The sequence below is a fragment of the Bradyrhizobium sp. I1.14.4 genome (assembly GCF_050435825.1).
Classification (GTDB): Bacteria; Pseudomonadota; Alphaproteobacteria; order Rhizobiales; family Xanthobacteraceae; genus Bradyrhizobium.
The window spans coordinates 20,950-40,470 of record NZ_JBNDLA010000023.1; the positions used below are offsets into that span (position 1 = coordinate 20,950).

Sequence of the window (19,521 nt, forward strand, 5' to 3'; positions counted from 1 at the left end):
TCGTAATCGATCCGAACTCACACATGATGCAACCGGAGTCAGTTTCTATGCGGTCGGCGCATTACGAGCTGTTGAGAACGGCTTCGCAGCATATGCAGCGCATTGCCAGCGAGCGCCTCTTGCATTCCCGAAACCCGGCGGACTCCGGTCCTTTCTATATAGGAGATAACTGATTGAGAAACGTTGTTCCCTCAAATCTGACCTGCGGCATCTTTGATCATCTTGACGAGGACGGCCGCGATATCGCCCAGCAATACGCTGACCGCCTCGCGCTGGCCGAGGCTTACGACCGGCTCGGTTTCTATGCCTATCATCTGGCGGAGCATCATTGCACTCCCCATGGACGGGGTCCATCGCCGAACTTGTTTCTATCGAGCGTTATACAACGCACACGGCGACTTCGCGTCGGTCCATTGGTCATGCTGCTCAACCTCTATCACCCGCTGCGGGCATTCGAGGAGATCTGCATGTTGGATCACCTGAGCAGTGGCAGGGTCGAGGTCGGCCTTGGTCGCGGCTCCCTACCGATCGAACTGAGTTATTTTGGGGTTGGAGCCGACGTTGCCTCAAGCCGTTACGAGGAAGCCTCCCAAATCTTCGTTAGCGCGATGAATGGCGGCCCGCTGTCGTACCGAGGACGACATTTTGCGCTGAGCGATGTTCCTTTGACGCTTTCACCTCACCAGCGTCCATGTCCCCCGACATGGATTGCCACAAATCGGCCAGAGTCCGCGCATTGGGCGGCGGCGAATGGCGCTAATCTGGCGTGCATGGGGCCCTCTTCCGCCGTTCGCAAGGTAACAGATGGCTATCGCGCTCACCGAAACGCCGAGCATGACGCCAACGGTTCAGCACCATTTCTTGCATTGCTCCGCATGATCGTAGTTGCCAGCTCTGAAGCAGCGGCCCGTTCTCTCGCCGTACCCGCCTACGAAGCATGGCTCAAGAGCTTTAAGTTCCTGTACGAGCTCAATGACATCCTGCCTCCATCCAACCTGCCCCTCACCTTGGACGCGGCAATTGAGAGTGAACTGTGCGTTGTCGGAACGCGCGCTTCGGTGCGCCAAACTCTTCTCGATCATGTGGAAGAGGCAGGCGCCAACTATCTCCTTTGCCAGCTCGCCTTCGGATCTCTGACACTGGATGCATGCGTCAATACGGCAACTGCGATTCACTCCGAGCTCATAGCGGCCGACCGCTGACGGTGAGTCAACAGCGAGTTCCAATAAATCCGCCTTTGCCCCAGAAGCAAGTGGCAACACCGAGGCCGAAGAATACCGAAGGCCAATGCATCTATAAGGCCGCTCTTGCGATCCACATGACTTTTATGCGCATGCGACCCTTTCGACTAATCACCGAACAGGAGGCGTAACGCAATGAATGGCTTGTCCTTCACTTTGCGGATGTTGACACAGCCCGAGCAGTGGTTTGCTTGGGCAGGTAAGTCGGCCCAGCTGCATCCCGCTTTGGCGCGCCGGTTCGTCGATCGCATTCCGCACGGATCCAAGCTGTGGCTTATTGCCCGAGCGGGCCTGTCGCGACGCGATCTCGGCAGCGCTCCGCTCAGACCAAAGAGATCGCGCGTAAGCTCGGGATCGTACTGGCGGAGTTGGCCTCGCCGCGCATTCTACTGGCCGCGCACGGCATTAGCACCCCGCGACCTTTCGATGAGGACTACCTCACTGTTCAGCGGTTCGCAGTGATGAACCACATAAGCTCGGAAGCCGTGCTCTCTCGGATGGGACTTGAATCGTACCTAGCATCACGTTGTAGGATCAGGCATCCGCCACCTCACGCCGACAACAGGTCCACCACCGATGGTGGGCGTGTGACGTAACACATCAAAGCAATCCTCCAGTTAGACGTCGAGATGACGACAGCACTCCATTTTCTACTATGATCTTGTGCGGCTTTGGACTAGGATACCGTGTGCGCAGCTGGCGTTCCCGCAAACGACGTGAGCGCGCTCGGCTCTATGGTGCTTTCTTTCATTCCGGCACTTCTGCTCCGCCGCCGCTCCGAGTTCCCGCACGCGGCGGTTCCTAACGCTGCATTCGGCCTTCCTCAAACAAGGAAGTTGCCGATCCGCCACGCTAGGGGCGAACACCCTCCGCCGCCAGTTCGTCGAGCACAGATTCGCAAGACAGACTGGAGGTCACGCGCATGCTCGCGTGGAGTCAGTCCCGACCACGGTGTAACGTGTGACTGATCGCCGATTTGACCCGAGACACTGAGCGGTGAAGACTACGAGTCGGCGCTTCACGGATCATCGGGGCGGCGACGGTTGATTCGCAATCGGCCTCGGCCCGACAACGTACATCTGTATGATCTTAGCATGTGCGGAAGCATTGGCAGACCGAATTCCAATCAGCGCTGGTGTCAAATGCGGAGACGATATTTCCGGCACGCGAGTTAGCGCTTGAACTGAATTCGACACGAGCACGATTGCGACAGCGTCGATAAGGAGCACCTTTCACTCTCCTGCAGCATTTACAGCGCTTCGATGCCCGTCGCGATCTGCGCTCGGCAGAAGGGAGATCCAGAGCCCTCGCACGACTTCGAATTTCATCGCGCGCCAGGATCAACGCCGCGTTGATTGTGACCAATGTTTCCTGGCCGAATTCGATTCGCTGAACTAGCCCACCTAAACTGAGAGGTTTCGAAGGCGAGGCTTCCTTCGTAGAACTCGATCCGCGATAGTCAGTACGGCGGATGCATCATGAAGCGTGACGATCGCCTCGCCGAAGTCCTTGAGAATAGCGCGTGTTTTGATGATGAGGCATGGGAGGTGTGGGCACGGTGCCTCTCACCCGCTGAGCGGCTGGCGTATATTCGCAAGCATCGCTCTCACTTCCGGTTCACAGATTACGATGACGTGAGAGCTGTCATACGGGGTCAGCGCTTCACTGGTTGCTCATCGCAGCTCCTTCGATGGCATCACAGGATAACAGCAAGGACGTTGCAAAGCGCTTTGCTCTCTTCGGTTGCGGTGTGGCTTGGCATCATCTGGCTTGCGGTGCGCTTAATCCGCTGAGGTCAGCAGTTCGCTTTTCGGCCACGCCTACGCAAATTATGTGCGCACGCGAAGGAGGAGCATTGCGACGCCGTGGGATATGATCTGCAACACCGCAACCTGACGCAGCGTTCGGTTCAAGCATTCCTTTCGGTGCGAATGTTGCGATGCGGTTACAGCAATTCGCGCGGACGTTGTTAAGACCCACGAAGCTCGGGGGCACTCAAGACATGAGAGTAGAAATGAAGAACTTCTTGCTTGCGACTGTGAGCATCGTGGCGTTTGGCGCAGTGTCATCCGCATTAGGTGCAGATCTGGCTGTGCAGCCCGTCCAACCTCTCTACACCGGAGCTCCGCGGCCTGTCGCGGCTGCAATCTACGACTGGAGCGGCTACTATCTCGGTATGAACGGCGGCTTGGGCTCAAGCTCGAATTGCTGGGATTTCAATGGCGGCACGCCTGAGGGCTGCCATGATGCGACGGGCGGTACCGTGGGTGGCCAGATCGGCTATCGATGGCAGATGGGTCAGATCGTGATTGGCGTTGAAGGCCAGGGGAACTGGGCTGATCTGACCGGCTCGAATGTCAGTGTCGCGTTTTCGGATGTCAACCAGACCAAGATTGATGCGTTCGGCCTGGTAACGGGGCAGATCGGCTATAGCTTCGACAACGTACTGATTTATGCCAAGGGCGGCGCTGCAGTCACGAGCAACACCTATCAGATCAGCTCGTCCCTCACGGGCGCGCAGCTTGGAAACAGCGAGCACGTTCTTTGGGGCAGCGCGTTGGGAGCCGGGATCGAGTACGGCTTCGCACCGAACTGGTCGGTTGGCCTCGAGTACGATCATTTATTCATGCGGCCCGGCACGGTGAACTTCGCCGCACCGGCTGGTGGGACCGATCGCATCCGCCAGGATTTGGATCTTATGACTGCACGGCTCAACTATAAGTTCGGCGCTCCGATTCTTCTCAAATATTGATCTATCGTTCAAATGGCGGATCAAAAGCCCCGGCCCATGGGCCGGGGCTTTCATGGACCTGTTGGTCTGCTGTACAGGAGGCACCCACGGTCTTATGCATTCCGGGAGGCCACGCTTGCTGCATCAAGCAAGCCGCGCTCCTCGTCGTAGACATCCATGATCCGCGACAGGTCCAAGCCCGTGCGAACCGTGTCGCGAACAAAGTGAGCCATGTGCCCGGAAGGCACCAAATCCTGGATCGAGGGCGGCAGCAGCCAAACCTGATCAACGTCCCAAGGACGAAATGTCGTAAGCGGCAAAGAGACCCCGTCTGGCGGAGTGGGTGAGCGATCGGCTATCGGCTACTGAGTTTGTGAGCCGATGTGAGCTTCTATGTCTGCGCCTAGTTCTGGAACTAGAACCTTCCATATGATCGAAGCGGTCGCCGACCGTCTTGAGGGAGCGCCGCGGCAGCTTCGGCGACGGCGGACGAACCTGGGCGACCATCGCGACACTGCTGCAGACAGCGAAGATGAACAACGTCGATCCGTTCGCCTGGCTTACCCTAACGCTTCAGCGCATTGCCAACGGCTGGCCGAGCAGCGAGATCGACGCGATTATGCCATGGAAACACGCAGCCTGAACGGCCTCAGCTTGCCACTTACGAAATGTCTTGCTCATCCGCCTTTGAATCGCGACGCTTGTTCCTCGTCGAGAAAACTCCGAATACCCGGACAGGCTCCTAGCCGGCGTGCCGCACGGCCTGAGGGAATCAATGCGCATCGTCTGGTTGGAAGTGGAAAATTTCCGCGGCATCAAAAGGTTGAAATGGGCACTATCCCCGGCGTAAATTGTCTCATTGGCCCAGGGGATTCGACCAAGACCACCGTGCTGGACGCGATCGAGCTGTGTCTCAATCCCAGGTCCTACATTTTTGCTGACGACCGCGATTTCTTCGATCTCGATATCAAGGCGCCAATCCGGATCACCGTAACCGCTTTCTGACCTGCCATAGCACTTCTAGGCCGAAGATCCATATGGGCTCCACCTCCCGGGATGTCTCGGCCAAACAATCATCGATGAGCCGGGAACAGACTTGGAGCAAGTGCTCTCGATCAAACTCGTCATCGATTAGCCTACGGAGGCTACGCTCGTTTTCTGAGACGGTAGCAGGCGGAATTTCTCCCTGGCCACCCCGCCGCAACAAAGTGACGAATTCATTTGCATATCCGTCGCGCGCCGGGACGCGGCCTATAATGCTTGACACAACAACGATCCAAGTAGGGGCTCAAAGACTTTATGAGACCGCTGGCTATGTTCGCGGCAGCGAAGGTATATTGCACGGATATGCAATGATCTTTTACGAGAAGCGGCTGACTGGGCAGGATGACCCAACATGAGCAAATGAGGGTTGTGAGACCGGATAATCCAGTGGTGGATCCAACTCTGATTCGCGACGCTGTTGATGAGTTCCTCTAAGAAAACTTCGAGGGACGTTGTGAATCCGAGCCTCTTGCGTGGTCGGTCGTAGAGGCGTTGCTCGATCCATCGCAGGCGCTCTTCGGTGATGGTGCTGAAGTCGGTGTGCCGTGGCAAGTACTGGCGTGTCAGTCCATTTGCGTTTTCGTTGCTGCCGCGTTGCCAAGCAGAGTCTGGATCGGCAAAGTAGAGATCGGCCTGCAGGGCCGTGGCAATGAGCCGATGATCGGCAAATTCTTTGCCGTTCTCTGCTGTCAGCGTATGCATCACATGACCCAGCTTGCCCAGGCGGTGGACAATGGCGTTGCGCACGTTCTGGGCCGTGCCATCGGGCGAATGGGCAAGCAGGTGCAGACCACTGCGACGTTCGGTCATGGTGACCACCACGGCCTTGCAGTGCGAGTTGTCGATGGTGTCCAACTCCCAGTCGCCGATGCGGCTGCGTTGCTCAACCACAGCGGGGCGTTCTGTCCAACTACGTCGGTGCGTCAGCTGTCCGCGGCCATCGCGCATGCGCCGTCGACGGCGCTTACGACGGCGTTTGCGCAAGTGCGTGAACAACCACCACGCTTCTGGTCGGCGTAGATGTACTGATAGATCCATTCGTGACTGGCCAAGCCGGTGCGACCGGCGATCTGTTCCGGGCTGAGGTCCTCAGCCAACAAGACCTCGATCTGTGCAATACGCTCGGCATCAATGCGCGGGCGCTGACTGGCCTGCGTGCGCCGATGCCCGCTCAAACGATGCGCTTGCTCCGGCGCATAGCCTTTATCCTGACGATGACGACGCAGTTCGCGGCTGATCGTGCTCAGTGCGCGCTCCAAGACAGCGGCGATGGCGCGTAGCGACAGACCGGTTTCGTAAAGCGCATGCAGACGGTATCGTTCGCACAGGTCCAGGCGGCTGGATGACATGGGCAACTCCACTTGGCGGTGAAGTGGCACAGGTCAGGTCGCCTGCGCCGCTTCACAACTGATGGTGTTGCAGAGTTGAATTCGCGGACGAAATACCAACCGCCACAAGTCAAGCATCTGGCGATGCACGAACGGGTGAGCGCGGAATCGTCGGAATCGATTATCAGGCAGTGGAATCGACGTGTCGCTGCCTGCAGATTGCCACGTGGGGCACTACCGGTTGCAGATTCATGCCACTTTCCTCACTGCGGATACAGCTTTCCCAACGTTCGCACGCGCACAAGGTTGTAGCCGGTCATGTTCAGCACGAACATCTGGTCCACCTTCTCCAGCCCGCGCACCATCGCCCGCCGGATGCGTCCGACCGTCTTGGCCCAACCGAAGCCCTGCTCGATCAACTTGCGCTTGCGTTGAGAAACCGCGTAACCCTCGCTGGCCGCCACCGCATCGGCGACAGCCGAACGTCGACCTCAGGTGTTTTGCGCCACATGTGCAACCACCTTCGGTTCTTCCAGCGCTCGAATGAACTCGGCCGCGTCATAGCGCTTGTCCGTCCCCAGCGTCAGCACCGCCTCCGGCTCGGCCGCCTGCCGGGCATCGGCAATCATCGCCTTGGCCGCCTCGCGTTCGGCGTAGCCGTCGGCCTGCGTCACCCGCGCATTGGCGATCAGTCCATGCCGGTTGTCGCTCAGCGTGTGTTCGACGTAGCGCAGCTCGCTGGCCGTGCTGCCTTTGCGAAACAGCCGCGCATCCGGATCGCTCGTGGACACGTGCGTGTGGTTGCTGCGCGATTGTCCGCGGAAGTCGCCGCTGTCCTCGTCATCGCCGTCCTTGCGCATGAAGCTCCTGTGCCCGGCCCAGGCCTGGATCAACGTGCCATCCACACTGAAATGTTCGCCCGACAACAAGCCCCGCCGCCAGATCAGCCGAGCCGGTGCAGAAGCAGGCGACGGCCAACTGGCGGATGACGATCTCGAAATGCGCGACAACCGCCTCGGTGGGCACCGTCGCCGCGCGCAGCACGCCGGCCGCCTGCCCGGCGATGTCCGCGCCCAGGCGGATGGCCTTGGCCACGTTGACGCCGTCGCGGATCCCGCCCGACGCGATCAGCTTCACCGTTGGCAGCGCCCGACGTACCGCCTGCACGCTGGCCGGGGTCGGAATCCCCCAATCGGCGAACGCAATCGCCACTGCACGGTCGGCGGCATCGCGGGCGCGCTCGCCCTCCACCGCGGCCCAACTGGTGCCGCCGGCGTCGGCGACATCGATCACCGCCACGCCCACGCTGCGCGCGGCGCGAGCGATCTGCCCCAAGACGCCGCGCCAGTCGCGGTCGCCCTCCGGCTGTACCGCTTCCTGCAGCGGATTGAGATGGACGATGAGTCCATCGGCCTCCAGCGCATCCACCGCCCGGCGCGCCAGGTCCAGGCCGTCGGCCTCGCGCAGTTGCGCGGCGCCGATATTGGCCAGCAAGGGAATGTCTGGGGCTAGGCAGCGCAGCGCGCGCGTCAACCCTTGGGCGTTGCGGGATTGCAGGCTCACGCGCTGCGAACCGACGCACAGGGCGATCCCCAAGGCTTGCGCTGCCTCGCTCAGATGCCGGTTGATGGCCTCGGCGCGTGGCATGCCGCCGGTCATGGAGCTGATCAGCAGCGGCGCGCGCATGGTCTTGCCCAGCAGCGAGGCGCGCAGGTCGATCTGCGTCAGGTCCAACTCGGGCAATGCGCAGTGTTCGAAACGGATGTACTCTCAGCCGGGGCGACCGTGGCCGGCGCCGTTCGCCGATCCAGCACGATGTCCAGATCGTCGTCCTTGCGCCGGCTCAGAGCAGTGTCGCTTATGCTCGCTCCATCCAGTCGCATCGGCCGACGGCGTTGCGTCGGATCGGACCGACGGCAGCGCGCGCACGCCGCCGCCTCCCGCGCGTTCAGGCCGGCGCACGCTGGCCTCACCCCGCAGCGTCGCCGCGGTAGCGGCTAGTCGAGGTCTGGTAGTACTGCGCGCGGATGGCCGCCATGGCCTCGATCAACGCTCCCCACGGCGCGGGAAAGCGTTCTTCCGCCATCACCCGGTGCAGCATGCGCGTATGGCCGGCCAGCTCGTCGTTGAGGAACTCTGCCACAGGCATCGCCGGATAGCGCTGCAGCAGCAGGATCGCCGCGTTGTCGGCCTCGCCGGCCGACCTGTCCTTGTCGCGTCCATGCAGATCGTTCTGCAGGCGCCCTATCGCGGAGATGAGCCGCAAGACCTGGCGAAACGCCGGACGCGCGCGCAAGGTCGCCATGTCCAGCCCCCACAGCAACGACAGGCAACAGAACACGTTCGCGTAGCCGATCGAATCGATGCCGTTGTGCAGGTACTCGGCGTAAGACCAGCGTTCCGCCCCTGCCGCCTGCGCGTGTCCAGCGCGCAGCGCCGCGCAGTAGCACCGGGTATCGTCGAGAAGCTGAGCATAGTCGCGACGATCGTAGGCGAGCGCGGCCAGCGAAGCGCGCAGCACAGCGCAGCCCTCGAATCCGGGGAGCGCGCACGGCACGCCCTGCCCCAGCGCCTGCTCCACCGCGGCGAGCTGCTCCGGCGCGATCAGGCCAAGGTCGTTGCAATCGTCGAGCCAGAACAGCAACGCCAGTTCGCGATAGAATGCCACGATCAGCGTTTCGTCCTGCGGATCGCGGCCGGTGCGGGCGCTGGTGTCGCGCAGGCTCGGGTGGATGCGCTGCAGGATGTACTGGCCGCCCCTGACCGCTTCCACGGCATGCTCGTCGGCGAACCCGGTCAGGGAACGCCCCCACTCCAGCACCTGCTGCAGCGCGCGTTCGGTCTGGATCATGGCGCCGCTCCTGCTCCCTCGGCCAGGACGCGCCGCCCCCAACGAAGCGCCAGCCACAACCCGGCGAGTTCGGCCACGCGCACGACCCGGGTGGGGCAATACAGTTCCTTGCCGATCCACAGTGGCGTCTGCGGCAATGCATGCGCCGCATGGCGGGCGAGCATCCACTCCCGCGCACGCGCCACCGCCTGCGCGATGCGCCGGCGCCCTGTCGGCTCTTCGCTCCCGTCCATCACGTGCAACGCGAACAGCGCATAGGCGGTTTCCTCGAATGTGGACGCGCGACCGGCGCCCCAGCCGCCGTCGTCGCGCTGCGCCTGCAGCAGCGCCGCCAGCGCGCGCTCGTCGCGCCACTGGGGCTTGCCTTGCGCCAGCGCAGCGACCGCATGCGCGGTGGGATACAGCCACGAAACATGCCATTTTTCGTTGTCCCATAGACCGTGCGGGTTGCGATTGGCCTCGACGTAGGCGCTGGTGCCGACGGCGGGCTTTCCCAACAGTCGCAACGCATGCAGGGCATGGATGTTGGTCGACACCGAGGCGTTGCGCTCGCCGGGGAAGGTGACGAACAGCTCGCCGATTTCGAAATGGCGCAACGCATCGACCGCCGGGTCGCGGCCTGCAAGGCGCAGGACGCACAACGCAACGGCGGTGTCGTCCGCATCGGCCGCGAAGTGCAAGGCCGGGCCCAGACCGCGCCCCCCCAGGCGGGCGTCGAGCTGCGCGACGATCACGCGCACCGCCTCGGCGAGCGCGGGATGAGCGAACAGCCCGGCCAGATGCAGGGTGTACAGCGACCAGCATGGCTCGAACACATTGATCGGCCAGACGTTGGGAACGACACCTTCGATGCCGCTGCGCGTCGCCCGCGATGCCGCCTGCAAATACGCGTCGGCGCGCCCGACCTGCGGCGTGCTCCCCTGTGTCACGGCGTGCGCACGCCACGCGGCGGTGGCCGCCGGACTGATGCCGATGCTGCCGTCGTCATCCGGGCATGCGGTGGTCGGCGACGTCCCCCAGGCTTCCCAGGAGTGCAGCAACGGATGGCCGCTCGGCAACGTCACCACCGCCCCCAGCTTGACCAGGCGCGCTTGCCGCAACGGCAACAGCGCCGGGTGGCGCGGAAACGCCGCGTCGCCGAGAAAGGATGCGGCCTCGCCGCAAAACTGCGGCAGGATCAGCTCCGCGCCGATCGGCGCGTCTTCCGGCACCGCATGCGCGTAGGGATCGGGCTGGCGCTCGAGGAACCGGGTTGCTGCGTGGACTGCGTCGGCAGCGCCGGGAAGAGGATCGGCACGCTGCAATGCCAGCAACGCCGCCCACGTGGGTGCATGGCGGAACAGCGGGAAGTCCGCGCTTCCCCATCCGCCATCCGCCTGTTGCTGCGCGATCAGCCACGCGTACGCGTCCTGCCGACCGGTGACGTTGCCGTGGAACTGCAGAGTTCGCGCCGTGTCGTAGACGGACGGACCGACGCTGCCGCCATCGCTCATCTCGCTCAGCAGGTGGCGCAATTCGGAAAGGATATGTTCGGACAGCGCCTTCACGCGGGATGTTCCTTCTGCAGACGGTTGACGAGAACCAGGATCGGGCAGACGCCGCGCATGTCGCCGCAGGCCCGTCGCCGCCCAGCGCATGGGCCGCGCCGGACGGCCGCCCTGCTCCGGCGCGGCGACGCGCCCCGATGCTGGCGCCGGTCCGCCGCATAGGCTTGCGCGCAGCGCGCCGCGTGCGCCGCGGCCGTGCTGGGCAACCGCTGCGATCGGCGCCGCGGACTCGGACACAGTGCAGCATGCACCGCTGCCGCCGGCCGATCGCAGCGGCACAGGGGCGACTCCATGCGGACGGGCGCGCTCATGCGCATGGCGCGTGCTTGAACAGATACGCGTTGGCCCGCTGCAGCATCTGCGCCAACCCTTCCGCACGCGGCCCCAGCGGGGCGATGGCCTCCCCGGCGTCGCGCAACAGATCCGGCGCGAACTGGCGCGCTGCCTGCAGCCCCATGATCGACGCGCAGGTCGGCTTCTGCGCCGCCGCGTCCTTGCCGGGGGTCTTGCCCAGCGTCGCGGTATCCGCTGTCACGTCGAGAATGTCGTCGACCACCTGCAACGCCAGGCCGAAACAGGCGCTGTAGCGATCGAGCGCACAGTACAGCGCAGCGTGCGCGGCATCCTCCGCGATGGTGCATAGCGCGCCCATGCGAACGGACGCGCGCACTAGCGCTCCGCTCTTCATCCGGTGCATCGCCACGATCCTGTCCAGCTCGACGTGCTTTCCAACCAGCGACAGATCCATGGCCTGCCCGCCTGCGGCACCCTCGGCGGACACCGCCTGCGCCAGTTCGCGCACGAGCGCGATACGGTTGTCGCCCGGCGCATCCAGGTTCGCCAGGGTCAGGAAGGCGTGCGCCTGCAGCGCATCGCCGACCAGGATCGCAGTGGCTTCGCCGAACTTGACGTGCACGGTCGGAAGGCCGCGGCGAAGCACGTCGTCGTCCATCGCGGGCAGGTCATCGTGGACCAGGGTACAGGCGTGCATCATCTCGATGGCGGCGCCGACGTCGTCGAGCATGTGCGCCGGCGTGTCGGCCAGTGCGCCGGCAGCCAGACAGAGCAAGGCGCGGGTGCGCTTCCCGCCATGCAAGGTGGCGTAGCGCATCGCCGCCATCAGCTCGGTCTCACCGTCGTCTTCGGCGCAGAGAAGACGCGCCAGCGCCTGTTCGACCCGCTTTGCGCCGTCCTGCATCCAGATCTCCGGCAGCAGCCTGCCGGATGCGTCGCGCGCCTGCGCGCCCAATCCGCCGAGCGCGGAAACGCCACTTCGGTCGTCGTGTAGCGTGGAACCGGTCTGCATGTTGTTCATGTCCTTGTACCTGACAGGAGACGGCCACGGCGAGCGGCGAGCCGCCGCGGTGTTGCCGGCGTAGCACCGAGCGCGCGCGCCGAGTGCAGCAATGCCGCGCGTCGCCGGCGCCGCTGCCTCGCCACACGGGGCGTGCGATGCCAGCTCATGAGAATCCGATGCGGATTGTCATGGACGGATGTGCGGTCGGGTAATAGCGCCGGCCTTTTTCGACGCCGCTCAGCAACCGCGGCCGAACCCCGGCCTTGTGCATGGTCAGCGCCAAGGCGATGCAGAACTGCACCAGTTCTAGCCATACCAGGTGGTAGCCGATGCAGACGTGTGGGCCGGTACCGAACTGCAGCATGTCCACCGGCCGGATCGGCTCCGTGCGTTGCAGCCACCGCGCCAGGCGGAACTGATCAGGCGCCTCGTGCAGCAGCGCCGAGGTCGAGAAATGCAGCAGCGGGATGCACAGATCGGTGCCCGCGGGAATGCGCCGTTGGCCGAGTTGCAATTCCTGCAGCGCGCGACGCGGCAGGAGCGTGGTCGGCGGATGCACGCGCAGCGTCTCGCGGAACAGCGCCTCGGCGATCGGACACTGCGCCAGGTCCGCGTGCCGAGTCGGCACCGCGCCCACGCGTTGCGCCTCCTCGACCAGGGCGTCCCACAGCACAGGCTGCCGCGCCAGCTCGATCACCATCCAGGCCATCGTCGAGGCGGTGGTGTCGTGACCGCCAAGCAGCAGCAAGCGGATATTGGCGACCAGGACATCATCGGAGAGCGCATCGTCGCTGCGATCGAAGGCGCTCACCATGTCGTTGATCAACCCGGTGCGCGCGGCATGCGCGCGCGCGTCGCGGACGAACTGGCGCAACTGCGCGTCGATCCAGTCGCGGGCGGCGCGGCCGCGCCGCAAGGGCAGTCCGGGCAGCTCGACCGGGGGCGCGACGATCAACTGCAGCAGTTGCCGGTACTTGCGATGCCATCCCGGCAGGTCCTGCGCGGGGATTCCCATGAAGCTGAAGATGAGCTTGAGCATCAGGTCGCCGGTTTCGCGCAGGATGGTTACGTCGCCGCGGTCGCGCCACGCCTGCACCCGCGCCCGGATGACGGGAGCGAACAGGTCGCCAATGCCGGCCTGGGTCAGCCCCTTGGGCAGGAACGCCGCCTTGATCGCATCGCGCGCCTGCCGGTGCGCGCCGCCGTCCTGGGCGACCAACGTTCCGCCAAGCAATTCGGGCGCGATCTCTTCGATCAGCGCCGAGGACACGTCCTTGTGCCGGAGCAGTGCGAACGCATCCGGATCCACGCAGGTCATCAGGTGTCCGGCAGGGCCGAAATCCAGCCAGAAGTGGCTGCCCAGCGTTCGTTCCGCGCGCCGCAGCAGGCGCGGCAGGTTGCAGACGATGGCGGGGAGATGCCCGACCAGGGGGAAAGCGCCGGGCACGATCGGGATGTCGCACCGCAGCCGGTGCCGACGCTCCAGCGGGTTGAGCAGCATGTCCATCAGCAGCGCCGCGCCGCGGCCGCTTCGGCAGTGTCGCCGGCACGCCGCGCGGCGCGGCTGTTGCCACCGTCGGCGTACGTCGGCACATGCGCCAGCATGCCGCCGTCGATGCACACGACCTGGCCGGTGATGAACGCAGCATCGTCGGAGAGCAGGAACGCCGCCAGCGCGGCCACGTCCTCGGGGCGCCCGACGCGCGGCAGGAGCTGGTGCCGGCGCAGATGCCGTTGCATGCACTCGTCCAGCTTGGCGAGGAGCCGCTCGGTCATGATGAGACCCGGCGCAACCGCGTTGCAGCGGATCTGCGCATGACCGTACTGGGTGGCGAGCGAGGCCGACAGCATGTTCATCGCCGCCTTCGACGCGGCGTAGGATGTCTGCGCGGTGTCACCGCTGAGCCCCTGGCACGACGACATGTTGACGATCGCGCCACCGCCGCGGGCGATCATCCGTGGGATGGCCTGCCGGCAGCAGAGCAGCGTGCCGCGCAGATTGGTCGCCATGGTCTGATCCCAGACCGCCAGGTCCAGGTCGAGGATCGCGCGGTCGCACGGGGTCAGATGCATGGCGCTCGCGTTGTTCACCAGCAGGTCGACCCCACCGAAGTGCCGCTCCGCCGTCTCGAACAGCGCTGCCACTTCCTGCGCATCGGCGATGTCCATGGCCAGGGCCAGCGCGTGGCCCGCTTCGGCCGCGATCTGCGCGGTGCAGGCGATGGCCGCCGAGCCATCAATGTCGGCCACCACCACTCTGCCGCCCTCGCGCGCGATGGCGAGGGCGCATGCCTTGCCGATGCCGGCGCCGGCGCCGGTCACCACGGCCACCTTGCCTTCAAACCGTCCCATCGTGTCCTCCTGGATTGCGTTGGTCTTTCGCGGCATGGCGCTCGGCCTCCGCCGGAGAAGGCGCAGGGTCGGCGCTGGCACGCTCGTCATCGCCAGCGTCGCTTTCGATGATCCGAATGGCGGCGACCGGACACTGGCTGGCCGCGAGCCGCACGGCGGCGTGCAGCGCCTGCGGGACCGTCGCCACGCACACTTCGGCCACGCCGTCCGGTTCGCGCTGGCGAAAGGTGCCCGGCAGCGTCAACACGCATTGCCCGGTGGTTCCGCACAGATCCTGGTCGACCACGACGCGCATCTCAGCCCCCTGCGCCTGCAGCCGCACCGGCAGCGCGCGGAACGTCCTAAGGAACGCGGAGGGCTCCCGGGTCGGCTGCTCGGCCAATGCCAGCGTGGGGAAGCGCGCCTGGATCCGCGGCAGGCTCTCGGCCAACTGCACCCGGGCCAGTTGCGCACCGAGGCAGAAGTGGATGCCGTGGCCGAAGCTCAGCATGATCTTCCCGTCGGTCGACATGCCAGGACTGGTGCCGTAGAACCGCGCGGGATCGAAGCGGTCGGGATCGGCGAAGGCGTCGGGGTCGCGATTGCCGGCCGCGATCAGCACGCGCACGTCCGCGTTCTTCGGGATCACCACACCGCCCAGTTCGATGTCGCGCTGGGCGATACGCGGAATGGAGCTGAACATGGCGGGCGCGTCGCAACGCAGGACTTCTTCGACGAATGCCTTCACCCCCACGGCGTCTCCCTGCAGCCAGTGCCGCCGTTCGGGATACGCCAGCATCGCCAGGACCGCATGGTCGATGGTCGCAGCAGTGGTGGCGAAGCCGCCCAGCAGCATGCCCCACAGCATGCTGATCAACTCCGCATCCGACAGCGTGTCAGCATCGTCCTCGTGTGCGCCGACCAGCATCGACACGATGTCGTGGCGGGGATCGGTGCGCTTGCGCTGTATGAGGTCGCCGAAGTAGGCCTGCACCCTGGCGCTGGCCGCGTCCGCCGCGGCGAGTTGGGGATCGCTGGCGTGCGGGCTCAGGCCTTCCAGAATGGCGCCGGTGCCGGCGGCGAGCCCGAACATGTCGTCCTGGGGCATGCCGAACAGTTCGGCGAAGACCAGCATGGGCAAGGCCAGCGCGAATTCCCGATGCAGGTCCACCGCCTCCCCCCGCTCCAGCGCGGGCGCCATGCCGTCCAGGCGCGCTGCGACGATGCGCGCGATGCTCGGCCGCAGGTTGTCGATCTGGCGCATGGTGAAATCGCGCGAGATCAGCCGGCGCAGACGCGTATGCGTCGGTGGTTCCTTCATCGCTAGCGTGGACGCCAGCAGATTGAGCGACAGGCTGGTCTCCGCACGCGGGAAATAGCGCGCCAGTTCGCCCGGCGCCGGTCCTCGAAACGCATCGCCCGTGGCCTTGAGCGCCCAGTAGATGTCGGCGTGGCGGCTCAACAGAAAGAGGCCCGACGCCGCGCGATGCACCGGATCGTGCTCACGCAACCACCGCATGAACGGATACGGGTCGTGGATGCACGCTGGCGACGCCAGTTCGGCGAAGGCGTCCCGGCATGCTGCCGTGGTTTCTTGCACGTCCATCTTGGTTAACTGTTGGCTGGCTGGTTTGACCGGCGCGCGCCAGGCGCGCCGGCAAATTGCGGAGAAGATCGCGATTCCCGGCGGCGTCCGCGCATCACCAGAGCACCGGGAACTCCTCGAACCCGCCAGTGATGATCTCCTTGCGCAACTTCAGTTCTTCGGGCGCCACGGCCAGGCGCAGCGCGGGAAAGCGCTGGAAGATCGAACCGAACACCACCTTGAGCTCCAGCCTGGCCAGCGCCACGCCGATGCAGTAGTGCGGTCCGTAGGAGAACGCCAGGTGCGGATTTTCGTCGCGTCCGATGTCGAAGCTTTCCGGGTCGTCGAAATGGCGCGGATCGAACGACGTCGCCGGCAGGCCGACCAGCACCTTGCTCTCCGCGGGAATATGCACGCCCGCGATGGTCACGTCGGTCCTCGGATAGCGCATGATGCCGTCCCAGCCCGCGCCCGGCGGGTACATGCGCAGGGTTTCCTCCACCGCCTTGTCCACCAGGGACGGATCGCCGACCACGCGTTCGCGCTGTTGCGGATGGCGGAACATGGCCAGCAGGCCGAATTCGATCTGCGCGACGGTGCTCTCGTGCCCCGCCACCAACATGCCCGCCGCCAGGCCGATCGCCTCTTCCTCGGTCGCGTTGCCCTGGTCGACCGCCGCGAGCAGATCCGCCAGCAGGTTATCGCCCGGATCCTGGCGCTTGTCCCACATCTTGCCGCGAATGTAGGCGCGCAGTTCTTCCCAGGCCAGGCGCGACGCGCTGCGCGGGCCGCTTTCATGCTGGTGCGTCATCACCTCGTCGGACAGCCCGGCGAAAAATGCGTGATCCTCGTAGAGCACGCCCATCAGCGCGCTGATGACCATGGCCGGAAGCGGAAAGGAGAGGTGGCGCCGCAGGTCGGCGGGCTGGGGCTGGGCCGCCAGCGTCTCGAACAACTTCGCGGCGATCGCCTCGACCTGCTGCGCGAGCAGCTTCACCCTGCGGTCGCTGAAGGCCAGCGCCACGATCGTGCGTAACCGGGCATGCTCGCCCCCCTCGTGCGAGACCAGCCACCCCGGCGAACCGAGAATCACCGAATCCGGGGTGAATGCCGCCGGCGGCATTCCCGCGGGCCGGAACGCCGCGTCGGACAGCACCGCCTTGGCCTCGTCGTAGCCTGTCACCCACCAGCCTTCGTGCCCGGACGGGAAGCGCACGCGGTGGATCGGACCGTTGGCGCGTAGCGCCAACATCTCGGGCGAGGGCTCGATGTGATCGACGCGCCACATCGGCAGCGTCGGCAAGGGTTGTTCGGACATGGTGGCACTTCACTCTTTAAGCGATGGAAGGGCGGAAGGTGACCGGCAGGCACTGCGGGCAGCGGCTTCACGTGCGCTTGCGTTCACTTCTGTTCGTCGATGATGACCGGCGGGGAAGGCGGCCGGACCCTAGAGCCTCAAGTTGGCTTTAGCCAACTACCGAATCTTGTAGTAGCCCCCTAAGCTAAACGCCTCTGGTGGCGCAAAAAATATGCGGAAAACTCTGTCGCCACGCGCTGCCATACGGAAACCTATTTCCGATGGGTATCCGCCTATGTTGGTTGGCTACGTGCGCATGTCGTCGGACTCCGAGCGCCGGAGCACGGACTTGCAGCGCGATGCACTGCTCGCCGCCGGCGTTGATCCGCGTCACCTGTTCGAGGATCATGCCTCGGGCGCGAAGGATGACCGCACCGGCTTGGCGCGGGCGCTCGAATTCGTCCGGCCCGGCGACGTGCTGGTCGTGTGGAAACTCGACCGGCTCGGCCGCTCGCTGTCGCACCGGCGCGTCATCGTGACCTCGCTGAAGGACAATCGGGTGGCGTTCCGCTCGCTGACCGAGAATCTGGACACCACGACGCCCTCGGGCGAATTCCTGTTCCAGGTGCTGTTCGGCGCGCTCGCGCAGTATGAGCGCGCTTTGATCCAGGAGCGTGTCGTCGCCGGCCTGGCCGCCGCACGCAAACGCGGCCGGATCGGCGGCCGGCCGCAGGCGATCACCGGCGAGAAGCTGGACGCCATCATCGCCGCGCTGGACGGCGGCATGTCCAAAGCGGCGGTATGTCGCAACTTCTGCGTCAAGCGAACCACGCTGATCGAGAGCCTGACACGGGTCGGTTGGATGGGCTCCCGCGGAGCGTCATCGCGATGACGACCAAGAGCGAACGCTTGACCGTCCTATCGGACGCCGAGCAGGAAGCCTGTACGGCCTGCCGGATTTCGACGACACCCAGCGGGTGGAATACCTGGCCTTGACCGAAACCGAACTGGCGCTTGCCAGCAGCCGTCCCAGCCTCACCGCTCGGGTTTATTGCATCTTGCAGACCGGCTACTTCAAAAGCCAAGCATACCTTCTTTCGCTTTGACTAGAACGAGGTCGAGGAGGATTGCGCCTTCGTGCTCAGTCGCTATTTCCACGGCGATGCGTTCGAGCGCAAGCTGATCACCAAGCACGAACACTGCACCCAGCGCGAGCGAATCGCTGCGCTGTTCTGCTACCGGCCGTGGGCGGCCGACTTCCTGCCGCAGCTCGCGCAGCAAGCCGCGCAAATCGTTCGGCGCGACGTGACGCAAGGATTCGTCGCCACCGAGTTGATTGGCTGGCTCAATGAACACAAAACCATTCGATGTCGCGGAGCAGGTGCGCCGTCAGCAAGACACGCCACAGGTCGGTCGCCTGCTGTCGCTTTACATCGACGACAGCGTGCCCGATCTCACGCCGTTCGGCGATGTATGCCAGCGCGCCTACAAGATCATGCCCCGCGATACGCTGCAAGCCACGGCACTGCGCATGAGCGTGAAGCCGGTGAGAAAACTGGCTTTGCATTGGCAGGCGGTGGACGGCCTGGCCGAGCGTATCCGTCGGCATCTTCGACCGCTGTACGTCGCGCTTGATCCCGCCGGCACCGAGGATCGGGTTGTAGGACGCCAGGAACCAGATCTCTCTGCCGTCCCTTCCGATACGCTTGTATTCGCTCGACTGAAATTCCCCTCGGCTCAACCTGCTCCAGCCGTCGCTGTCGCGTTCGCCCGGTGCAACGAACATACTGTCGTGCTTGCCTTGAATTTTCCGAGAGAGAATAACCTACCATCCTGAGAAAGTTCTCATTCGCATCGAGGATGGTGCAGTTCACACCGAACGCAATGACGGCCTGCGATCGCCCTATTGCAACAAGCTGTCCTTCATTCTCCATGCCCATGATTTTTCGGGCCGATACATCGGTAGCGAATTTGATGACCTTTAACGGACTTGCCTCGGACATCGAGCACCGGATTGTACGACGCCTGGATCCAGACTTCTTTCCCGCCCTTTCCGACCCACTTGTACTCGGCAGCCTGGAATTTTCTCCGATTGAGCTTTGCCGGGAATTCGCCATAGGCAACGCTATCCCGCTCGCCGATCTCGATCTCGACGAACATACTGTGGTGCGCTGCCGCTCCTCGCCCTCCGTCAAGCGGCGGAATTGCTGAGAACCCAACAATCGAGTCTCAGCCGAAGAATCAGCGAGATCGAATATCACCTGGGGAA

The 19,521-nt window shown here is 64.2% G+C and carries 11 protein-coding genes and 7 pseudogenes; 6 read left to right on the top strand and 12 right to left on the bottom strand.

Annotated elements, in window-relative coordinates; all coding sequences use genetic code 11:
* Positions 1–173 precede the first annotated feature (173 nt).
* Both ABIB78_RS30800 and ABIB78_RS30805 read left to right on the top strand, forming a co-directional pair.
* A complete protein-coding gene (locus tag ABIB78_RS30800; RefSeq protein ID WP_429031440.1) occupies positions 174–1,202 on the top strand; it encodes an LLM class flavin-dependent oxidoreductase in 1,029 nt (342 codons plus the stop codon).
* 2,053 nt (positions 1,203–3,255) lie between these two features.
* The gene (locus tag ABIB78_RS30805; RefSeq protein WP_429031442.1) at positions 3,256–3,993 is read left to right on the top strand and encodes an outer membrane protein; all 738 of its coding nucleotides are present in this window, start codon (positions 3,256–3,258) and stop codon (positions 3,991–3,993) included.
* Positions 3,994–4,124: 131 nt separating this feature from the next.
* Here the strand turns inward: ABIB78_RS30805 and ABIB78_RS30810 are convergent.
* Positions 4,125–4,292 (bottom strand): annotated as a pseudogene (locus ABIB78_RS30810) (IS5/IS1182 family transposase); the annotation flags it as partial.
* Positions 4,293–4,441: 149 nt separating this feature from the next.
* On the opposite strand from ABIB78_RS30810, the pseudogene ABIB78_RS30815 reads away from it, so the two are divergent.
* A pseudogene (locus ABIB78_RS30815) lies at positions 4,442–4,615 on the top strand (transposase domain-containing protein); the annotation flags it as partial.
* Complete coding sequence (locus ABIB78_RS30820; protein ID WP_429031445.1) at positions 4,597–4,977, top strand: hypothetical protein; 381 nt, start codon at positions 4,597–4,599, stop codon at positions 4,975–4,977. The pseudogene ABIB78_RS30815 and the gene ABIB78_RS30820, both read left to right, overlap by 19 nt.
* 438 nt (positions 4,978–5,415) lie before the next feature.
* Here ABIB78_RS30820 and ABIB78_RS30825 read toward each other — a convergent pair.
* From ABIB78_RS30825 to ABIB78_RS30870, 10 genes and pseudogenes are all read right to left on the bottom strand, one after another.
* Positions 5,416–6,365 (bottom strand): annotated as a pseudogene (locus tag ABIB78_RS30825) (IS30 family transposase); the annotation flags it as partial.
* 242 nt (positions 6,366–6,607) lie between these two features.
* Positions 6,608–7,282 (bottom strand): annotated as a pseudogene (locus tag ABIB78_RS30830) (transposase); the annotation flags it as partial.
* Positions 7,185–8,264 (bottom strand): annotated as a pseudogene (locus tag ABIB78_RS30835) (isopentenyl-diphosphate delta-isomerase). The pseudogenes ABIB78_RS30830 and ABIB78_RS30835, both read right to left, overlap by 98 nt.
* 49 nt (positions 8,265–8,313) lie before the next feature.
* A complete protein-coding gene (locus ABIB78_RS30840) occupies positions 8,314–9,195 on the bottom strand; it encodes a terpene synthase family protein (RefSeq protein ID WP_429031447.1) in 882 nt (293 codons plus the stop codon).
* Positions 9,192–10,742 (bottom strand): hypothetical protein, encoded by a 1,551-nt coding sequence (locus ABIB78_RS30845; RefSeq protein WP_429031449.1) that lies wholly within the window; start codon positions 10,740–10,742, stop codon positions 9,192–9,194. The genes ABIB78_RS30840 and ABIB78_RS30845 overlap by 4 nt, the downstream gene beginning before the upstream one ends.
* 307 nt (positions 10,743–11,049) lie before the next feature.
* Entirely contained in the window at positions 11,050–12,048 is a 999-nt protein-coding gene (locus ABIB78_RS30850) for a polyprenyl synthetase family protein (RefSeq protein ID WP_429031576.1), read from the bottom strand.
* Between the two features lie 154 nt (positions 12,049–12,202).
* Positions 12,203–13,546 carry a cytochrome P450 gene (locus ABIB78_RS30855; RefSeq protein ID WP_429031452.1) on the bottom strand — a complete coding sequence of 448 codons (1,344 nt, stop codon included), beginning with the start codon at positions 13,544–13,546 and terminating at the stop codon, positions 12,203–12,205.
* Complete coding sequence (locus ABIB78_RS30860) at positions 13,546–14,391, bottom strand: SDR family oxidoreductase (protein WP_429031455.1); 846 nt, start codon at positions 14,389–14,391, stop codon at positions 13,546–13,548. Before ABIB78_RS30860 ends, ABIB78_RS30855 begins: the two co-directional genes overlap by 1 nt.
* A complete protein-coding gene (locus ABIB78_RS30865) occupies positions 14,378–15,976 on the bottom strand; it encodes a cytochrome P450 (RefSeq protein WP_429031456.1) in 1,599 nt (532 codons plus the stop codon). The genes ABIB78_RS30860 and ABIB78_RS30865 overlap by 14 nt, the downstream gene beginning before the upstream one ends.
* Before the next feature lie 94 nt (positions 15,977–16,070).
* Complete coding sequence (locus tag ABIB78_RS30870) at positions 16,071–17,273, bottom strand: cytochrome P450 (RefSeq protein ID WP_429031459.1); 1,203 nt, start codon at positions 17,271–17,273, stop codon at positions 16,071–16,073.
* A gap of 274 nt (positions 17,274–17,547) precedes the next feature.
* Between ABIB78_RS30870 and ABIB78_RS30875 the strand changes: the two genes are divergently transcribed.
* The gene (locus ABIB78_RS30875; protein WP_429031462.1) at positions 17,548–18,144 is read left to right on the top strand and encodes a recombinase family protein; all 597 of its coding nucleotides are present in this window, start codon (positions 17,548–17,550) and stop codon (positions 18,142–18,144) included.
* Positions 18,141–18,900, top strand: a pseudogene (locus tag ABIB78_RS30880) (DUF4158 domain-containing protein); the annotation flags it as partial. The gene ABIB78_RS30875 and the pseudogene ABIB78_RS30880, both read left to right, overlap by 4 nt.
* Before the next feature lie 160 nt (positions 18,901–19,060).
* Here the strand turns inward: ABIB78_RS30880 and ABIB78_RS30885 are convergent.
* Positions 19,061–19,310: pseudogene (locus tag ABIB78_RS30885) on the bottom strand (hypothetical protein); the annotation flags it as partial.
* Between the last annotated feature and the right edge of the window lie 211 nt (positions 19,311–19,521).

Excerpts from the sequence above, each read along its gene's own strand:
- ABIB78_RS30805 (WP_429031442.1), top strand. The coding sequence starts at position 3,256 with ATGAAGAACTTCTTGCTTGCGACTGTGAGCATCGTGGCGTTTGGCGCA.
- ABIB78_RS30820 (WP_429031445.1), top strand. The coding sequence starts at position 4,597 with ATGGAAACACGCAGCCTGAACGGCCTCAGCTTGCCACTTACGAAATGT.
- ABIB78_RS30840 (WP_429031447.1), bottom strand. The coding sequence starts at position 9,195 with ATGATCCAGACCGAACGCGCGCTGCAGCAGGTGCTGGAGTGGGGGCGT.
- ABIB78_RS30850 (WP_429031576.1), bottom strand. The coding sequence starts at position 12,048 with ATGCAGACCGGTTCCACGCTACACGACGACCGAAGTGGCGTTTCCGCG.
- ABIB78_RS30855 (WP_429031452.1), bottom strand. The coding sequence starts at position 13,546 with ATGGACATGCTGCTCAACCCGCTGGAGCGTCGGCACCGGCTGCGGTGC.
- ABIB78_RS30860 (WP_429031455.1), bottom strand. The coding sequence starts at position 14,391 with ATGGGACGGTTTGAAGGCAAGGTGGCCGTGGTGACCGGCGCCGGCGCC.
- ABIB78_RS30865 (WP_429031456.1), bottom strand. The coding sequence starts at position 15,976 with ATGGACGTGCAAGAAACCACGGCAGCATGCCGGGACGCCTTCGCCGAA.
- ABIB78_RS30870 (WP_429031459.1), bottom strand. The coding sequence starts at position 17,273 with ATGTCCGAACAACCCTTGCCGACGCTGCCGATGTGGCGCGTCGATCAC.
- ABIB78_RS30875 (WP_429031462.1), top strand. The coding sequence starts at position 17,548 with ATGTTGGTTGGCTACGTGCGCATGTCGTCGGACTCCGAGCGCCGGAGC.